This window comes from Paraburkholderia sp. CNPSo 3274, from assembly GCF_024206475.1.
Classification (GTDB): Bacteria; Pseudomonadota; Gammaproteobacteria; order Burkholderiales; family Burkholderiaceae; genus Paraburkholderia.
In genome coordinates this window covers 25,607-41,830 of record NZ_JAMBPR010000025.1, presented here as the reverse complement: position 1 = coordinate 41,830, position 16,224 = coordinate 25,607, and the positions used below count along the sequence as shown (strand labels likewise).

The window sequence follows — 16,224 nt, the reverse complement described above, 5'->3', positions numbered from 1 at the left end:
GAGGCCGACGACGCACATCGCGGCCCGCAAGCATGGAGGCAGGCAAATGGCAGTGGACTACACGACTCGCGACGGCGTCGCCGTCATCACGCTCAACAATCCGCCCGTCAACGGCCTCGGGCATTCGACCCGCGCGGGCATTGTCGAGGGCCTCGCGCGCGCCGCGAGCGATCCGGCCGTTGCGGCCATCGTGATCACGGGTGCCGGCAAGGCGTTCTCGGGCGGCGCGGATATCACCGAATTCAACACGCCCAAGGCGATGCAGGAGCCCACGCTCCACACCGTCATCAAGGAAGTCGAAAAGAGCGCGAAGCCGGTCGTGGCCGCGATCCATAGCGTGGCCATGGGCGGCGGTCTCGAACTGGCGCTCGGCGCGCACTACCGTATCGCCGCCGCTGGCGCGCAGATTGCGCTGCCCGAAGTGAAGCTCGGCATTCTGCCGGGCGCGGGCGGCACGCAGCGTCTGCCGCGTGCAATCGGCCTTGAAGCCGCGCTCAACATGATCGTCACGGGCGCGCCGGTGATGAGCGAAAAACTCGCGAATTCGGGGCTCTTCGACGCCATGGCGCAAGGCGATCTGCTCGAGGAGGCGATTGCATTCGCGCGCAAGGCGGCCGACAAATCCGGCCCGCATCCGCTCGTGCGCAACCGCAAGATCGAACATGCGAACGCAGAAGGCTTCCTGCAGTTCTCGCGCAACACCGTTGGCGCGATGGCGAAGAACTACCCCGCGCCAGTCAAGTGCGTCGACGCCATCGCGGCGGGTGTGAAGCAGGGCTTCGAGAAGGGCCTCGCGTTCGAGCGCGAATGCTTCCTCGAACTCGTGCAGACGCCGGAAAGCCGCGCGCTGCGCCACGCGTTCTTCGGCGAGCGTGCCGCGAGCAAGATCCCCGATGTGCCGTCGAGCACGCCCACGCGCGACATCCAGAAGGTGGCCGTGATCGGCGCGGGCACGATGGGCGGCGGCATCACGATGAATTTCCTCAACGCGGGTGTGCCGGTCACGCTGCTGGAAACGAAGCAGGAAGCGCTCGATCGCGGCCTCACCACGGTCCGCAAGAATTACGAAGCGCAGGTCAAGAAGGGCAAGCTCACGCAGGAGAAGGTGGAAACGCGCATGGCGCTCATCAGCCCGACGCTCTCCTACGACGACCTCAAGCAAGCCGATCTCATCATCGAAGCGGTGTTCGAAGAACTCGGCGTGAAGGAGCAGGTGTTCAAGCGGCTCGACGAAGTTGCCAGGGCTGGCGCGATCCTCGCCTCGAACACCTCGACGCTCGACGTCGACAAGATCGCGGCGTTCACGAAGCGTCCTCAGGACGTGGTGGGTCTGCACTTCTTCAGTCCTGCCAACGTGATGAAGCTGCTCGAAGTCGTGCGTGGCAAGGAAACGGCCAAGGACGTGCTCGCCACCGTCATGCAGATCACGAAGAAGATCCGCAAGACGGCCGTGGTTTCGGGCGTGTGCGATGGCTTCATCGGCAACCGCATGATCGAGCAGTACGTGCGTCAGGCGCTCTACATGCTCGAAGAAGGCGCGCTGCCCGCGCAAGTGGACCGGGCGATCGAAAAGTTCGGCTTCGCGATGGGCCCGTTCCGCATGAGCGACCTGGCCGGCAACGATATCGGCTGGGCCATTCGCAAGCGTCGTTATCAGGAACACCCGGACATGAAGTACTCGAAGATCGCCGACCGTCTGTGCGAGACCGGCCGCTTCGGGCAGAAGACCGGCGCGGGTTGGTACGACTACAAGGCGGGCGAGCGCAACGCGCAGCCTTCGAAACTCGTCGACGAGATGATCGTGGCGTATTCGAAGGAAGCCGGTGTGGAGCGCCGCAAGATCAGCGACGAGGAAATCGTCGAGCGTCTCGTGTTCTCGCTCGTCAACGAAGGCGCGAAGATTCTCGAAGAGGGCATCGCTTCGAAGGCGTCGGACGTCGACATGGTCTATCTCACGGGCTACGGCTTCCCGCTGTGGCGTGGCGGTCCGATGCTGTACGCCGACACGGTTGGCCTCTACAACGTCGAGCGCGCCATTCGCCGCTATGCGCAGCAGCGCAATGGCGAGGCCTGGGAAGTCGCGCCTTCGATCGTCGATCTGGCTGCCAGGGGCGGTACGTTTAACTAAGCATCACGCACGGACGCAAAAGCGGACTAACAGGCGGACGAACATCATGAGAAGCTCAGACGACGTGCTCCTGCTGATCGACCTGCAATACGACTTCATGCCGGGCGGGGCGCTTGCCGTCGCGCTCGGCGATGAAGTCGTGCCGGTCGCGAACCGGCTCGCGCAGGGCTTCAGCCATGTGGTGCTCACGCAGGACTGGCATCCGGCGCAGCACGTATCGTTTGCGGCGAATCATGCGGGACGCGCGCCGTTCGAGACGACGGCGCTGCCCTACGGCGAGCAGGTGTTATGGCCCGTGCATTGCGTGCAGGGCACCGAAGGCGCTGCGCTGCATCGCGACCTGAACGTGCCGCATGCGCGCGCGGTGATCCGCAAGGGCCATCACGCCGACGTGGACAGCTACTCCGCGTTTCTCGAAGCCGACCGAAAGACGCCCACGGGCCTCGCGGGCTATCTGCGCGACGTGGGTGTGAGGCGCGTGTACTGCTGCGGCCTCGCGACCGACTATTGCGTGGCGTGGTCCGCGCTCGACGCGCGCGCCGCGGGCTTCGAAACCGTGCTGATCGAAGACGCCTCGCGCGCCATCGACCTGAACGGCTCGCTTGCCGCCGCGTGGAAGCAGTTGCTGGCCGCCGGTGTGAAGCGTGCGCAGTCGGCCGAGGTGCTGGCACGGTCCGCCTGAACGTTCAATCAAAGCCATCCTCTGGATTCAATATTCGTAGTGGGAGACATCGCATGACTGACGCCGTAATCGTATCGACCGCCCGCACGGGCCTCGCCAAATCCTGGAAGGGCGCCTTCAACATGACGCACGGCGCCACGCTCGGCGGCCATGTGACGCAAGCCGCCGTCGAGCGCGCGAAGATCGACCCCGCCCGCGTGGAAGACGTGATCATGGGCTGCGCGAATCCCGAAGGCGCAACGGGCGCCAATATCGCGCGCCAGATCGCGCTGCGCGCGGGCCTGCCCGTGAGCGTGCCGGGCATGACGGTGAACCGCTTCTGTTCGTCCGGACTCCAGACGATCGCGCTTGCCGCGCAACGCGTGATCGCGGGCGAAGGCGACGTGTTCGTCGCGGGCGGTGTGGAATCGATCTCGTGCGTGCAGAACGAGATGAACCGCCACATGGTGGCCGAAGGCTGGCTTAACCAGCACAAGCCCGAAATCTACTGGAGCATGCTGCAAACGGCCGAGACGGTCGCGAAGCGCTATGAAATCTCAAAGGAGCGCCAGGACGAGTACGGCGTGCAGTCGCAGTTGCGCGCGGCGGCCGCGCAGGCGGCGGGTCTCTTCAACGACGAAATCGTGCCGATGACGGTGCTCGCCGGTGTTGCCGACAAGGCGACGGGGCAGCTCGTCACGAAGGAAGTGACGATCGCAGCCGACGAAGGCATTCGCGCCGACACCACGCTCGAAGGCGTTTCGAAGATCCGCACGGCGATGCCGGGCGGCGTCGTCACGGCCGGCAACGCGAGCCAGTTCTCGGACGGTGCGAGCGCCTGCGTCGTGATGAACGCGAAAGTCGCGGAGCGCGAAGGCCTGCAGCCGCTCGGCATTTTCCGCGGCTTTGCCGTGGCGGGCTGCGAGCCGGACGAGATGGGCATCGGTCCCGTGTTCGCCGTGCCCAAGCTGCTCAAGCAGACGGGCCTGAAGGTCGAGGACATCGGCCTGTGGGAGCTGAACGAAGCATTCGCGGTGCAGGTGCTGTATTGCCGCGACAAGCTCGGCATTCCCGCCGACCGCCTGAACGTGAACGGCGGCGCGATTGCCGTCGGTCACCCGTATGGCGTGTCGGGCGCTCGCCTCACGGGCCACGCGCTCATCGAAGGCAAGCGCCGCGGCGCGAAGTTCGTCGTGGTGACGATGTGCATCGGCGGCGGGCAGGGCGCCGCCGGCCTCTTCGAAGTCGTGTGATGCACGGTGCGGCGGACTCGCGGGAGTCCGCCGCCGTCCCGGCTACGCCACCGCTTTCCCTCGCTTTGGCGCGCGCCGAGCCGCTCTCGCGCTCGAGCTGCTGCGGGTATCATGACGGCTGTCGGCGCGCGCACGGTGCGGCGCCTGTTCCCATGCAGACAGAAGAGGTGAGTTCGTGATTCGTCATATCGTGATGTGGAAGCTCAAGGAGTCGGCCGAAGGCGCGACGCGCGCCGAGAACGTCGTGAAGTTCAAGGCGCTGCTCGAAGGCTGCCGCGATCTCGTGCCGGGCACACTGCACCTCGAAGTCGGCGTGGCCGGCCCGGGTCTCGCTTCCACATTCGACCTCGTGCTCGTTTCCGACTTCGCCGATCAGGCCGCGCTCGATGGCTATCAGGACCACCCCGAACATCTCGTCGTGAAGCAGTTCGCGAAGCTCGTGGTCGAGTCGCGCCAGTGCGTGGATTACGTGGTCTGAAGCGCATCATGATCGGTACCGCAGATCAATCCCAGGGCGGCGGCGCGCCAAAAGGCGAAGCCGCACAACATCCGCAAACGTCGCTCACGATCATCGAGAGTCCCTTCGTCGAGCATCTCGGCGCGCAACTCGTGAGCGCGCATGACGGCGCGAGCGAAGTCGTACTGCCGCTCGCCGAGCGGCATCTGAATACGTGGGACGTCGCGCACGGCGGCGTAACGATGACGCTCGCCGACATCGCGCTCGCCATGGCGGCGCGCAGCGTCGCCGCCGATGGTGTGGGCGTCGTCACCGTCGAAATGAAAGTGAACTTCATGCAGCCGGGGCGCGGCGAATTGCGCGCCACTGGCCGCGTGCTGCACCGTTCCACCACCATGGCCTATTGCGAAGGCGAGATTCGCGACAGCGAAGGCCATTTCGTCGCCAAGGCGCTCGGCACCTTCAAGTACATGCGCCGGCTTGCGGTGGGCCGCGACGTGACGCGTCAGCGTCTGCGCAGCGACCCCAGCGCGCGGCCGGGACCGAGCGACGGTTAAAACGCGCGATCGGGCGCGTGCGAGGGCTTTGCTCGTGCGTGCCCGGTTGCTGTTCTCTCGCGCGGCAGGCGTGCAACGCCTCGCCGCGCCCAACGAAGCAACACGGACGCCATGACCCAGACCAATCGCCAGATCCTGCTCGCTTCGCGCCCGGAAGGCGCCGCGAGCGTCGATAATTTCCGCCTCGTCAAAACGCCGCTCGCCCCGCTCGAAGAGGGCGAGGTGCGCGTGCGCAACCACTATCTTTCGCTCGACCCGTACATGCGCGGGCGGATGAACGACAGCAAGTCGTACGCGGCGCCGCAGCCGCTCGACTCGGTGATGATCGGCGGCACGGTGGGCGAGGTGGTCGAGTCGCGCAATGCGAAGTTCAAGCCCGGCGACAACGTGGTGGGCATGTTCGGCTGGCAGGAGTTCGGCACCTCGAACGGCAGCGACCTGCATGTCGTCGACACGACGCATGTGCCGCTTTCCGCGTACCTCGGGCCGGTGGGCATGCCGGGCGTGACCGGGTGGTACGGCCTGAATCGCATCATCGAGCCGAAGGCAGGGCAAACCGTCGTCGTGAGCGCGGCGAGTGGCGCGGTGGGCAGCGTGGTCGGCCAGCTTGCGAAGCGCGCGGGCTGCCGCGCGGTGGGTATCGCGGGCGGCGCGGAAAAATGCCGCTACGTCGTGGAGACGCTCGGCTTCGACGCATGCGTCGATTACAAGGCTGGCAATCTCTATCAGGACCTCAAGGCTGCGACGCCGGACGGCGTGGACGGCTACTTCGAGAACGTCGGCGGCGCGGTGCTCGACGCTACGCTCGCGCGCATGAACGCGTTCGGCCGCATCGCGCTGTGCGGGATGATCGCCGGTTACGACGGCGAGCCGATGCCGCTCAAGTATCCGCAACTGCTCCTCACGCAGCGCCTGCTCGTGCAGGGCTTCATCGTGAGCGAGCATATGGAAGTGTGGCCGCAGGCGCTGACGGAGCTGGGTACGCTGGTCGCGAAGCAGCAGCTTGCCTATCGCGAGACCGTGGCCGACGGGCTCGAGAACGCACCCAGCGCGTTCCTCGGCATGCTCAAAGGCCAGAACTTCGGCAAGCAGCTCGTCAAGCTGATCTAACTGTCTCAAGGCCAGCGCAAGCGCCCGGAAAGGGCGCTTCGCGTTTCCGTCCGCGGTATTCACCGCAACCTTCACCGCAGGATTCGCAATGTCCGAACCGTTTGAGTTCGACGGCCGCGTGGCCGTCATCACGGGCGCGGCAAGCGGCTTTGGCCGCGCGTTCGCGCAGCAGGCCGCAGCGCTCGGCATGAAGCTCGTGCTCGCCGATGTCGATCAGACGCTGCTCGACGAAACCGTCAATGCATTGCGCGAAGGCGGCGCGCAGGCGATCGGCGTACGCACCGACGTGCGCGACGCCGCGCAGGTCGACGCACTCGCGAAGGCCGCGCTCGACACCTATGGCAAAGTCCATCTGCTCTTCAACAACGCGGGCGTCGGCACCGGCGGCTTCGTGTGGGAAAGCAGCGCGCAGGACTGGGACTGGGTGTTCGGCGTGAACGTGATGGGCGTGGCCAACGGTGTGCGCAGCTTCACGCCAGCCATGCTCGCGCAGGGCGAGCGCGCGCATATCGTCAACACGGCTTCGGTGGCGGGGCTGCTTTCACCGCCCGCCATGGGCGTGTACAACGCGTCGAAGCATGCTGTGGTCTCGCTCACCGAAACGCTTTATCACGACCTGAAGAATGTGACCGACAAGGTGAGCTGCTCGCTGCTGTGTCCGGCCTTCGTGTCGACCGGCATTGCGAACGCCGAGCGTAGCCGCCCCGACGATCTGCGCAACGAGGTGCCGCCCACGCGATCGCAGCAAGCCGCCGATCTGCAGTTGCAGCGCGCAGTGCGTTCCGGCAAGCTCACGCCAGACGACGTCGCGAAGGCGACGTTCGACGCCGTGCGGGAAGGGCGCTTCTATATCCTCACGCATCCGCAGATTCTCGCTTCGGTGAAGCTGCGTCATGAGGATATCGAAACATTGCGCAACCCGACCGATCCGCTTTCGCTCAAACCTGAAGTCAAGAAAGCGCCGCAATAAAAGCAGCGCACGGGATCCGCGCCACGCCACTCACCGCGAAGATCGCACTCGTGCTCGACATGGTGGCCCGCGCGGGCCGTGCGCCTTACCACGAGCAGACGGCGCAGGAGGCGCGCGCCGAGTATGAAAAGAGCGCGTCGGTGCTCGAAATCCCGTCTGCACCGATGCATGGCGTGGAAGACCTGCAGGTGCCGATGCGGGACGGCGCGACGATCCGCGCGCGCCTATATCTGCCGGTCGAGCCGCATTGGGCGGAACCGCTGCCCGTGCTAGCACCGGCGCGATACCGGCGTCGCGCGCTAGCACCGCACAGACCGTGGCAAGGTTCTATCCGGCGGTGAGCGCGCATCAGCGGAGCGAATCGCACCAGCGTCTTGCCGATGGCCATTTGCTGACCGCGCCGACGATCCAGTGGTTCTTCAATCACTATGTGCGCAATGACTCGGACCGCGACGACTGGCGCTTCGCGCCGCTAGACGGTACGCGCGGCGAGCCGGATTTTCGCGGCGTCGCGCCCGCGTGGATCGGCGTGGCCGAATTCGATCCGCTCGTGGACGAAGGCGAGGCCTATGCGCAAAAGCTGCGCGAAGCCGGCAACAAGGTCACGCTCGTGCGTTACGACGGCGTGATTCACGAGTTCGTCAAGATGGGAGCGTTCGTCGACGAGGCGCGGCGCGCGCAGCAGCAGGCCGCCCACGCGCTGCGCGCGGCGTTCGGCACGGGCGGCTGAAACGCGCTCAGCCTCTCTCGACGGTGTAGGTCTCGTGGCGCTCGAAGGCGCCCGGGCGGACGACGCGATGCGAGCCGTCGTCGTCGCTGCGCTCCAGCGCTTCCACATCCAGAAGGGTGCCGCGTAGCGTGACACGCAGCGCCGTGGTGCCGCGCGTACCGTAGTCGGGCGTTTCGATGAATGCCGCGGAAAGCGCGCGTTCGCGTTCCAGCGAAATGCCCGTGGCGGGCAACTCGCGGTCGGGCGCGACCTGCGGGTCACGCATCATTTCCACGAGCCGCGCGAGTGGGACTTGCGCGTCGCCCCCCGCGAGTTGCGCGAGTTCCGCACGCTTGCGCACGAGCTTGGGCCACGGCGTGTCGAGCACGGCGTTCGAAATGCCGTGCGTGCCTTCGGCCAGCAAGGCAGGCGCGCGGTCCGCGCGGTTGCAGTACCAGGCCAGCTCGCGCCGCGCCCAGTCGCCGACGATCAGATTAAAGCCGTTGTAGAGATCGCCCGAGCGCGCGATCTCGTCGAGATAGTCGAGCGGCGTATCGGGCAGACCTTGCGCGCCGGTGAGCCAGCGCGAGACGAGCGTGCCGCGCGTAGGCGCGTCAGGGCGCATATCTTTCGGCGCGCGATAGTTCGTGAGCGCGGCGAAGCGGCCGCTGCGCGTCATGCCAAGCCACGTGCCGCCACCGACGAGATCGCGGCCCGCCAGCACGCCCGTTGCCGAACTGCCCGGCGACGTGACGTCATCCGAGGCGTTCCACCAGTGCAGCGGGTCGGCGGTGCGGCGCAGGAACTCGTCGCGGTTTGCCGCGAGCGTGAAAAGCGTGCCGGCGCTCGCGCGCGGACGCCAATCGAAGACGATCAGGCACATGGCGTTGGCCCTTGCAGGGTCGGGGGTGGGGCAGCGCCCTGGCAACGCGAGGCGCTGGGCGCCTCACGCGCGATGGGCGCAGCGTGCGGCGTCAAATTTCGGCCGGCAACGCGTAGGGCAGCGGCAACACGCGCAGCGCGGGGCCGTCCGCAGCGCCGAGGTGCACGCTGCCCGTTTCGAGCGCGGCAAGCTTGATCTCGGCGAGCAGATCGATACCGCCCTCGGGTGCGGCGGCGGCGTTCACGACCATGCCGCACGGCTGGCTCGGGTCGTCCGAATGGAAGAGTTCGACGCCCGCATGCGCGGCGCCCAGACTCGCGGCCACATTGGCGAGCGTGGTACGGCGCTTGATCGTGCCGCGATACTGGCTGCGCGCGACGATTTCCTGGCCAGGGTAGCAGCCCTTGCGGAAGTTCACGCCGCCCAGCACGTCGTAGTTGACCATCTGCGGCACGAACTGCTCGCTCACGGCCTGCGTGATGCGCGGTTCGCCCGCGCGAATGTCGAGCCAGTCCCACACCGCCGGCGACACGCGCTTGACCAAACCGTCGAGCTTCGCGAGGCGCGCCTGCACCGCTTCTTTCGGGCCGACCCACAGATAACGCAGCACGCCGGCCGCGTCGGGCACGCGGATCAGCGTGCCAGCGGGGTCGTCCACTTTCACGTGCACGCCGTCGGGCAGCGCGTCGAACACGCTCGCAAGCGCGCCGCGCACGTCGCCCGCGAGGCCCACCACGAGCAGCTTGTCGCTGTCGTCGGTGAGCCTGGCCTTGGCGCGCAGCACGAACATCGACAGCCGTTTTTGCACCGCCGCCTGTACGTCCTTCGAGATCAGGAGACGGATCGTGTCGCCGGTCTTCCAGGTGAGGAACGAGGCAAGCAAACGGCCCTTGGGCGAGCAGTAGCCTGCGAGGCGCGCGCCGGCCACGTCGAGATGCTGGACGTCGTTGGTGAGCTGGCTGTGCAGGAAGGTCGCGGCGTCGTCGCCGTTGGCGTCGATCACGCCAAACTGCGGAAGGATCGCGTAGGCGCCGCCTTTCATAACGGCATCGAAGTCGGCCGTGGATTCAGGAGCGGAAAGCGTGGAAGCGGGATCGAGCGGTGAGTTCATGGATTCGGGGAACAGTCAATCCTGACTTTAGCGAAGGCAAGCAGTTATTATATGAGGTCCCCCTGAGTCGTGTTTCCATGTCCCTCCTGAAGAAATGCCTTGTTGCCGGCGCCGCGCTAGTCGTGATTGGCGCCGCCGCGGCGGGCGGCGTATGGCGCTGGGCCACCGTGCCGCTCGAACTTGCCGCACCACAGCTCGACGTCACCATCAAGCCGCACAGCACCGTGCGCAGCGTCACGCTGCAATTGCGGCGCGGCGGCGTGCCCGTGCAGACGCAACTTTTCGTGATCATGACGCGCGTGCTCGGCCTGCAGAGCCAGCTCAAATCGGGCAACTACGAGTTCAAGGCGGGTATTACGCCCTATGAGGTGCTCCAGAAGATGGCGCTCGGCGACGTGAACGAGTCCGTCGCCACCATCATCGAAGGCTGGACCTTCAAGCACATGCGCGCCGAACTCGACGCGAACCCCGCGCTGCGCCACGATACGGCCGGCATGAGCGATGCCGATCTGCTCGCCGCGATCGGCGCGCCGCCCGCACCGAACGGAAGCGGCGAGGGGTTGTTTTTCCCCGACACCTATCTGTTCGACAAGGGCGCGAGCGATCTCGACGTGTACCGGCGCGCGTACCACCTGATGCAGACGCGTCTGAACGAAGCGTGGACTGCACGCGCCGCCGGCTTGCCGCTCAAGTCGCCCTACGAGGCGCTGACGCTCGCTTCGCTCGTCGAAAAGGAGACGGGCCGCGCTGCCGACCGCGCGCTCGTGGCGGCCGTGTTCTCGAACCGCCTGAAAGTGGGCATGCCGCTGCAGACCGATCCGGCCGTGATCTACGGACTGGGCGACAACTACGCGGGGCATTTGCGCAAGCGAGATCTGCAGTCGGACACTCTTTACAATACCTACCTGCGCCTGGGGTTGCCGCCGACGCCCATTGCGCTGCCCGGTGCCGCGGCGATCCAGGCGGCGCTCAATCCGGCATCGACGGCTGCGCTGTACTTCGTGGCGCGCGGCGACGGCAGCAGCGCTTTTTCTGACAATCTTGTCGACCACAACAAGGCCGTCGACAAATACATCCGGGGTAATTAAATGGCGCGGGGCCGATTCATCACGTTCGAGGGCATCGACGGCGCAGGCAAGACCACGCATCTCGCGTGGTTTCGCGATCAGCTTGCCCAGAAACTCGCGCCGTCAGGCCGTACGGTCGTCATGACGCGCGAACCCGGCGGCACGCCGCTTGGCGAGTCGATCCGGGAACTCGTGCTGCACCAGCCGATGGACCTCGAAACCGAGGCGCTCATGATGTTCGCGGCGCGCCGCGAGCACCTCGCCAAGGTGATCGAGCCCGCGCTCGCGCGCGGCGACTGGGTGCTGTCTGACCGTTTCAGCGACGCCACGTTCGCCTATCAGGGCGGCGGCCGCGGGCTGCCGCGCGACAAGCTCGAAACGCTGGAGCGCTGGGTGCAGGGCGGCTTCCAGCCGGACCTGACGGTGCTGTTCGACTTGCCGCCCGACACGGCGAGCGAGCGGCGCGGCGCGGCGCGCGAACCCGATCGCTTCGAAAGCGAATCCGACGCGTTCTTCAAGCGCACGCGCACCGAATACCTGCGCCGCGCGGAAGAGGCGCCGTATCGTTTCGCGATCGTCGATTCGTCGCAGGGCATCGATGCGATTCGCCAAAAACTCGAGAATGTGATCGCAACGCTTTGATTTCAAGGCGATATTTGACATTCTTATATGGCTGCGCGATCTTCATGTAAATTCTCCTGAGGATCGCTTAACAGATTGATTTCGAAGATGATCTATCCTTGGCAAACCGACGACTGGCAACGCCTGCAGCAACTGCGCAGCCACTGGCCGCATGCGCTCCTGCTGCATGGCCAGGCGGGCATCGGCAAGTTCCAGTTGGCGCAGCATCTGGCGAAGGGGCTGCTCTGCGAAGCGCCGCAGGCCAACGGCGAACCGTGCGGCGCCTGTGCGGCGTGCAACTGGTTTGCCCAGGGCAATCATCCGGATTACCGTATCGTCGTGCCCGAGGCATTGGCTGGCGAAATCGGCCAGGCCGGCGACGATGACGCCAAAGCCGAAAAGGCTGACAAGGCCGACGGTGAAGAGGGCAAGAAGGGCCGCGCGCCGAGCAAGGAAATCCGCATCGAACAAGTGCGCGCGCTGCTCGACTTCACGAGCGTGGGCTCGCATCGCGGCGGCCTGCGCGTGATCCTGCTGTATCCGGCCGAGGCGCTCAACGTCGCCGCCGCGAACGCGCTGCTGAAGACGCTCGAAGAGCCGCCCGCGGGCGTGGTGTTCCTCGTGGTATCGGCGCGCATCGACCGCCTGCTGCCGACCATTATCAGCCGTTGCCGCCAGTGGCCCATGGGCACGCCCGCGCCTGAAGCCGCCGCGGCCTGGCTCGCGCAGCAGGGCGTGGACGACGCGCCGGCGCTGCTTGCCGAAGCAGGCGGCGCGCCCCTCGCAGCGCTCGCGCTCGCGCACGACGAAAACCGCACGCTGCGGGACTGGACCCTGGCCCAGCTCGCGGCGGGCCCGGCCTGCGACGCCTTTGCCTGCGGCGAGACGCTGCAAAAGCTGCCGGTGCCGCTCGTGCTCGGCTGGCTGCAGCGCTGGGTCTACGATCTGCTCGCCGAACGCACAGCGGGGCGCCCGCGCTACTTTCCGCAGGCCGCTAGCGGCCTCGCGCGCTGCGCCGCGAAGCTCGACGCCGCGGCGCTCGCGCGCTACCTGAAGACGGTCACGCGCCAGCGCGCCGTGGAAAACCATCCGCTGAATGCGCGCCTCGTGTTCGAGGAACTCTTTCTCGGCTATCGTGAACTGTTTGCCTGACGTGCACGCTGACGTCCACGCTTAGGCCCGAATCTTCCATCGCAGGACCACCCATGTTTGTCGATTCACATTGCCACATCAACTTCGAAGGCCTCGGCGACCGCCTCCCACAGGTGCTCGAGAACATGCGCGCAAACGCCGTCACGCATGCGCTATGCGTCTCGGTGGACCTCGAAACGCTGCCTTCGGTGCTCGACATCGCGAGCCGCTACGAAAACGTCTACGCGTCGGTGGGTGTGCATCCCGATCACGAGCACATGCGCGAGCCGAGCGTGGCCGAGCTGGTCGAGCTGGCTGAGCACCCGAAAGTGGTGGCGATCGGTGAAACGGGGCTCGATTACTATCGCCTGGGCGAGCGCACGATCGCCGACATGGAATGGCAGCGCGAGCGCTTTCGCACGCACATTCGCGCGGCGCATGCCACGGCCAAGCCGCTCATCGTCCATACGCGAGCCGCTTCGGACGACACCCTGCGCATCATGGAAGAAGAGCGCGCAGGCGAACCGGGCGGCGTGATGCATTGCTTCACCGAGCCGTGGGCGATTGCCGAGCGCGCACTCGCCCAGAATTTTTACATCTCGCTTTCGGGCATCGTGACGTTCAAGAGCGCGACCGATGTGCAGGAAGTGTCGCGCCGCGTGCCGATCGAGCGCCTTTTGATCGAAACCGATTCGCCATACCTCGCGCCAGTACCATTTCGTGGCAAACCCAATGAACCTGCGTACGTGAGCCATGTCGGAAGATTCATTGCGCAGCAACGCGGATTGCCGGACGCCGAACTTGGCGCTGTCACCACGCAGAATTTCTTCCGGCTCTTCAAGATCCAGCCTCAGGCCTGAATCGCGGACCGCGTGCTGTCAATGATGTTAAATATCAACGAGATAGCAGATAATGTTAAGGCTTGACATGAACTCGAAACCGCTTCCGCACGCCGCAAACCCTGTCCGCCGTACTGCCGCGGCGCTCGTGCTCGGCGTCGCCGCCACGCTGTTCGGCGCCGCCGCGCACGCCGCTCCGATCGACTCGCTCATCAAGAGCGTCAAGTTCGACGACGACAAGGGCGTGCAAAAAGCGCTCGCGGACGGCATGGACCCGAACGCCACCGACGACCAGGGCATGCCGCTCCTCGTGCTGGCCGCGCGCGAGAAGTCCGACAAGGTCGGGGCGGTGCTGCTCGACAACCCGAAGACGAACATCGCCGCCGAAGACCGCGCAGGCGAAAACGCGCTGATGCTTGCCTCGCTCAACGGCGACGTGGACTTCGTGAAGCTCCTCATCACCAAGGGCGCCGAGGTCAACAAGAAGGGCTGGACGCCGCTGCATTACGCTGCCTCGAACGGCAACGACGATGTCGCGAAGCTCCTGATCGGCTATTCGGCCGACGTCAACGCGCTGTCGCCCAACGGCACGACGCCGCTCATGATGGCTGCGCGCGGCGACCATCTCACGACGCTCCAGATGCTGCTCGAGCACGGCGCGACGCTTGGCGCCAAGAACCAGATCGGCATGACGGCGCTCGATTTCGCGCGCCGGTACAAGGCGCCGGACGCGATCAAGGACCTCACGGCGCGCATGACGCAGGCTGGCCTCTCCACGGCGAGCCCGGCAGCGCCGCAAAACAGTGCAAAATAATGGGGATGAAGGCGGCCGCACTGGACCAACGCGGCCGCCCGGCGGCGCTCGAGGCGCCGCTCCCCACGACAACTCAAGGAGAACCATGCTGCGGGTTCTGATCTGTGCGGGCGCGATGGCGTTGCCGCTCTCCGCTTTCGCATTCACGGCAAGCGACCTCAACCGGCTCTGCACGAAGACCGACGTGGCTTCGCGCAGCGCGTGCGCTGCCTATATCGAAGGTGCCGCGGACGGCATCTTCAACACGATCGACGCCATCGGCGGCACTACCGGGCCGCGCGTGGGTCAATACTTCTGCCTGCCGCCCGACGCGCGCTCGGCGCAACTCACCGATGCGGTGCGCAAGTACATCGCCGACAACCCGAACGTGGCCGGCTACAACGCCAGTACCGCGATTTCGCTCGGGCTTGGCAAGGCGTTTCCCTGCAAGACCGGCAATGGCAGTTGAAGCCGGCTGGTTCGAGTCGTAATCAGTAGCGCGTAGATAGACATAGCTAGAAACACGGCGCGGCACCTACCACTGCCGCGCCGTTCATCATCGAGGCCGCAGCGAGGCCAGCTGTCACCATCGCCGTGGCCGTCCGCGGGCCTGCGCCCGTGCCGTTTCCAAGAGTCGCCTAATTGCTCGGGATGCTCAGGAGGAACTGGCCGCAGATGCCGACACTCGACGATCTCTCCCGTTTCATCGACGCACCGCTGCAGGACTGGCTCGGCACGTTGCTCGTGAGCGCGCTCGCGCTCGTTTTCGCGTTCGCCATGCACTGGGTCGGCGGCCGCGTCGTGCTGCGTGTCGCCCGCCCGTATCCGCGGGTCAGCGTGTTCTTGCGCTATATACGCAAGCCGGCGCTCGCCGTGCTCGCCATCCTCGCACTCGAATTCGTCTGGTGGCAGGCGCCCGACACGCTCAGGCACATCGGCGGCCTGCGCGAGTTGTGCGCGTTCGCGCTGATCGCCGCGATCACCTGGCTTTCGGTGCGTTGCGCGGCGGCGATCGGCGATGCCATCATCGCCGCCCACCCGCTCGACATCGCCGATAACCTCCAGGCCCGCCGCATCCACACCCAGGCCCGCGTGCTCGCGCGCACGGTGATGGTCCTCATCATCATCGTGGGCGTGGGCTCGGCGCTCATGACCTTCCCGAACGTGAGGCAGATCGGTGCGAGCCTGCTGGCTTCGGCCGGGGTCGCCGGTCTCGTTGCCGGTATCGCGGCACGCCCCGTGCTGGGGAATCTGATCGCCGGTTTGCAGATCGCGCTCTCGCAGCCGATCCGGCTCGACGACGTGGTCGTGATCCAGGGCGAGTGGGGGCGCATCGAGGAAATTACAGGCACCTACGTTTCTGTGCGGATCTGGGACCAGCGGCGGCTCATCGTGCCGCTGCAATGGTTCATCGAGAATCCGTTCGCGAACTGGACACGCAGCAGCTCCCAGATCATCGGCACGGTGTTTCTATGGCTCGACTACCGCATGCCGCTCGCGCCGCTGCGCGAGGCGCTCGCGCGCATCGTCGACGATGCGCCCGAATGGGACCGCCGCGTGCAGGTTTTGCAGGTCACCGACGCCAACGAGCGCGCCATGCAGTTGCGCGTGCTGGTGAGTTCGCGCGACTCGGGCCTGAACTTCGATTTGCGCTGCCGCGTGCGCGAAGGGCTGCTCGATTTCGTCAACGAGCACTATCCGCAGTTCCTGCCCCGCGCGCGCGCCGAAGTTTCGGCGGAACTCGAAAGCAGCACAGGGGAAGTGCCGTCTTTCGTGCGCCGCCCGGCGCGGCAGGCGGCGGCGAGCACGGCGGCACATACTGAGGCTGATCCCGTGACGGGCACACGTGTGCCGGGGGACGGCGAGGAGTTGGAGACACCACCCGGCGCGCTCGGACGCAGCGATGGACGCTAAAGCGGCCGAAGCGGCTAAAG

16 protein-coding genes and 1 pseudogene are annotated in these 16,224 nt (G+C 66.1%); 15 read left to right on the top strand and 2 right to left on the bottom strand.

Annotated elements, in window-relative coordinates; translation table 11 throughout:
• Positions 1-46 precede the first annotated feature (46 nt).
• From M3I54_RS18740 to M3I54_RS18705, 8 genes and pseudogenes are all read left to right on the top strand, one after another.
• A complete protein-coding gene (locus tag M3I54_RS18740; RefSeq protein WP_254338487.1) occupies positions 47-2,128 on the top strand; it encodes a 3-hydroxyacyl-CoA dehydrogenase NAD-binding domain-containing protein in 2,082 nt (693 codons plus the stop codon).
• Between the two features lie 46 nt (positions 2,129-2,174).
• Positions 2,175-2,810 (top strand): bifunctional nicotinamidase/pyrazinamidase, encoded by a 636-nt coding sequence (gene pncA, locus M3I54_RS18735; protein ID WP_254338486.1) that lies wholly within the window; start codon positions 2,175-2,177, stop codon positions 2,808-2,810.
• A 53-nt stretch (positions 2,811-2,863) separates the two neighbouring features.
• On the top strand, positions 2,864-4,042 hold the full coding sequence (locus M3I54_RS18730; protein WP_254338484.1) for an acetyl-CoA C-acyltransferase: 1,179 nt from the start codon (positions 2,864-2,866) through the stop codon (positions 4,040-4,042).
• 175 nt (positions 4,043-4,217) lie between these two features.
• Positions 4,218-4,520 carry a Dabb family protein gene (locus tag M3I54_RS18725; protein ID WP_254338482.1) on the top strand — a complete coding sequence of 101 codons (303 nt, stop codon included), beginning with the start codon at positions 4,218-4,220 and terminating at the stop codon, positions 4,518-4,520.
• Positions 4,521-4,528: 8 nt separating this feature from the next.
• A complete protein-coding gene (locus tag M3I54_RS18720; protein WP_302059019.1) occupies positions 4,529-5,056 on the top strand; it encodes a PaaI family thioesterase in 528 nt (175 codons plus the stop codon).
• Positions 5,057-5,167: 111 nt separating this feature from the next.
• Complete coding sequence (locus M3I54_RS18715; RefSeq protein ID WP_254338480.1) at positions 5,168-6,166, top strand: NADP-dependent oxidoreductase; 999 nt, start codon at positions 5,168-5,170, stop codon at positions 6,164-6,166.
• A gap of 88 nt (positions 6,167-6,254) precedes the next feature.
• A complete protein-coding gene (locus M3I54_RS18710) occupies positions 6,255-7,136 on the top strand; it encodes an SDR family oxidoreductase (RefSeq protein WP_254338477.1) in 882 nt (293 codons plus the stop codon).
• Positions 7,137-7,195: 59 nt separating this feature from the next.
• Positions 7,196-7,866 (top strand): annotated as a pseudogene (locus M3I54_RS18705) (alpha/beta hydrolase fold domain-containing protein).
• Between the two features lie 7 nt (positions 7,867-7,873).
• Here the strand turns inward: M3I54_RS18705 and M3I54_RS18700 are convergent.
• Positions 7,874-8,728, bottom strand: a complete 855-nt coding sequence (locus tag M3I54_RS18700; protein ID WP_254338475.1) for an NRDE family protein — start codon at positions 8,726-8,728, stop codon at positions 7,874-7,876.
• 91 nt (positions 8,729-8,819) lie between these two features.
• Positions 8,820-9,839, bottom strand: a complete 1,020-nt coding sequence (locus M3I54_RS18695) for a folate-binding protein YgfZ (RefSeq protein ID WP_254338473.1) — start codon at positions 9,837-9,839, stop codon at positions 8,820-8,822.
• A 77-nt stretch (positions 9,840-9,916) separates the two neighbouring features.
• Here M3I54_RS18695 and mltG point away from each other — a divergent pair, with 77 nt between their 5' ends.
• The 7 genes from mltG to M3I54_RS18660 all read left to right on the top strand — a co-directional run bounded on the left by mltG (position 9,917) and on the right by M3I54_RS18660 (position 16,204).
• The gene (gene mltG, locus M3I54_RS18690; RefSeq protein ID WP_254338471.1) at positions 9,917-10,927 is read left to right on the top strand and encodes an endolytic transglycosylase MltG; all 1,011 of its coding nucleotides are present in this window, start codon (positions 9,917-9,919) and stop codon (positions 10,925-10,927) included.
• The gene (gene tmk, locus M3I54_RS18685; RefSeq protein ID WP_254338469.1) at positions 10,928-11,548 is read left to right on the top strand and encodes a dTMP kinase; all 621 of its coding nucleotides are present in this window, start codon (positions 10,928-10,930) and stop codon (positions 11,546-11,548) included.
• 87 nt (positions 11,549-11,635) lie between these two features.
• Positions 11,636-12,679 carry a DNA polymerase III subunit delta' gene (locus M3I54_RS18680; RefSeq protein WP_254338467.1) on the top strand — a complete coding sequence of 348 codons (1,044 nt, stop codon included), beginning with the start codon at positions 11,636-11,638 and terminating at the stop codon, positions 12,677-12,679.
• Between the two features lie 53 nt (positions 12,680-12,732).
• On the top strand, positions 12,733-13,518 hold the full coding sequence (locus M3I54_RS18675; protein ID WP_254338465.1) for a TatD family hydrolase: 786 nt from the start codon (positions 12,733-12,735) through the stop codon (positions 13,516-13,518).
• A gap of 67 nt (positions 13,519-13,585) precedes the next feature.
• Positions 13,586-14,311, top strand: coding sequence for an ankyrin repeat domain-containing protein (locus tag M3I54_RS18670; RefSeq protein WP_254338463.1), 726 nt, complete (start codon positions 13,586-13,588; stop codon positions 14,309-14,311).
• Between the two features lie 85 nt (positions 14,312-14,396).
• Positions 14,397-14,759, top strand: coding sequence for a Rap1a/Tai family immunity protein (locus M3I54_RS18665; protein WP_028207010.1), 363 nt, complete (start codon positions 14,397-14,399; stop codon positions 14,757-14,759).
• Between the two features lie 206 nt (positions 14,760-14,965).
• Positions 14,966-16,204, top strand: a complete 1,239-nt coding sequence (locus tag M3I54_RS18660) for a mechanosensitive ion channel family protein (protein WP_254338461.1) — start codon at positions 14,966-14,968, stop codon at positions 16,202-16,204.
• Positions 16,205-16,224: the final 20 nt, after the last annotated feature.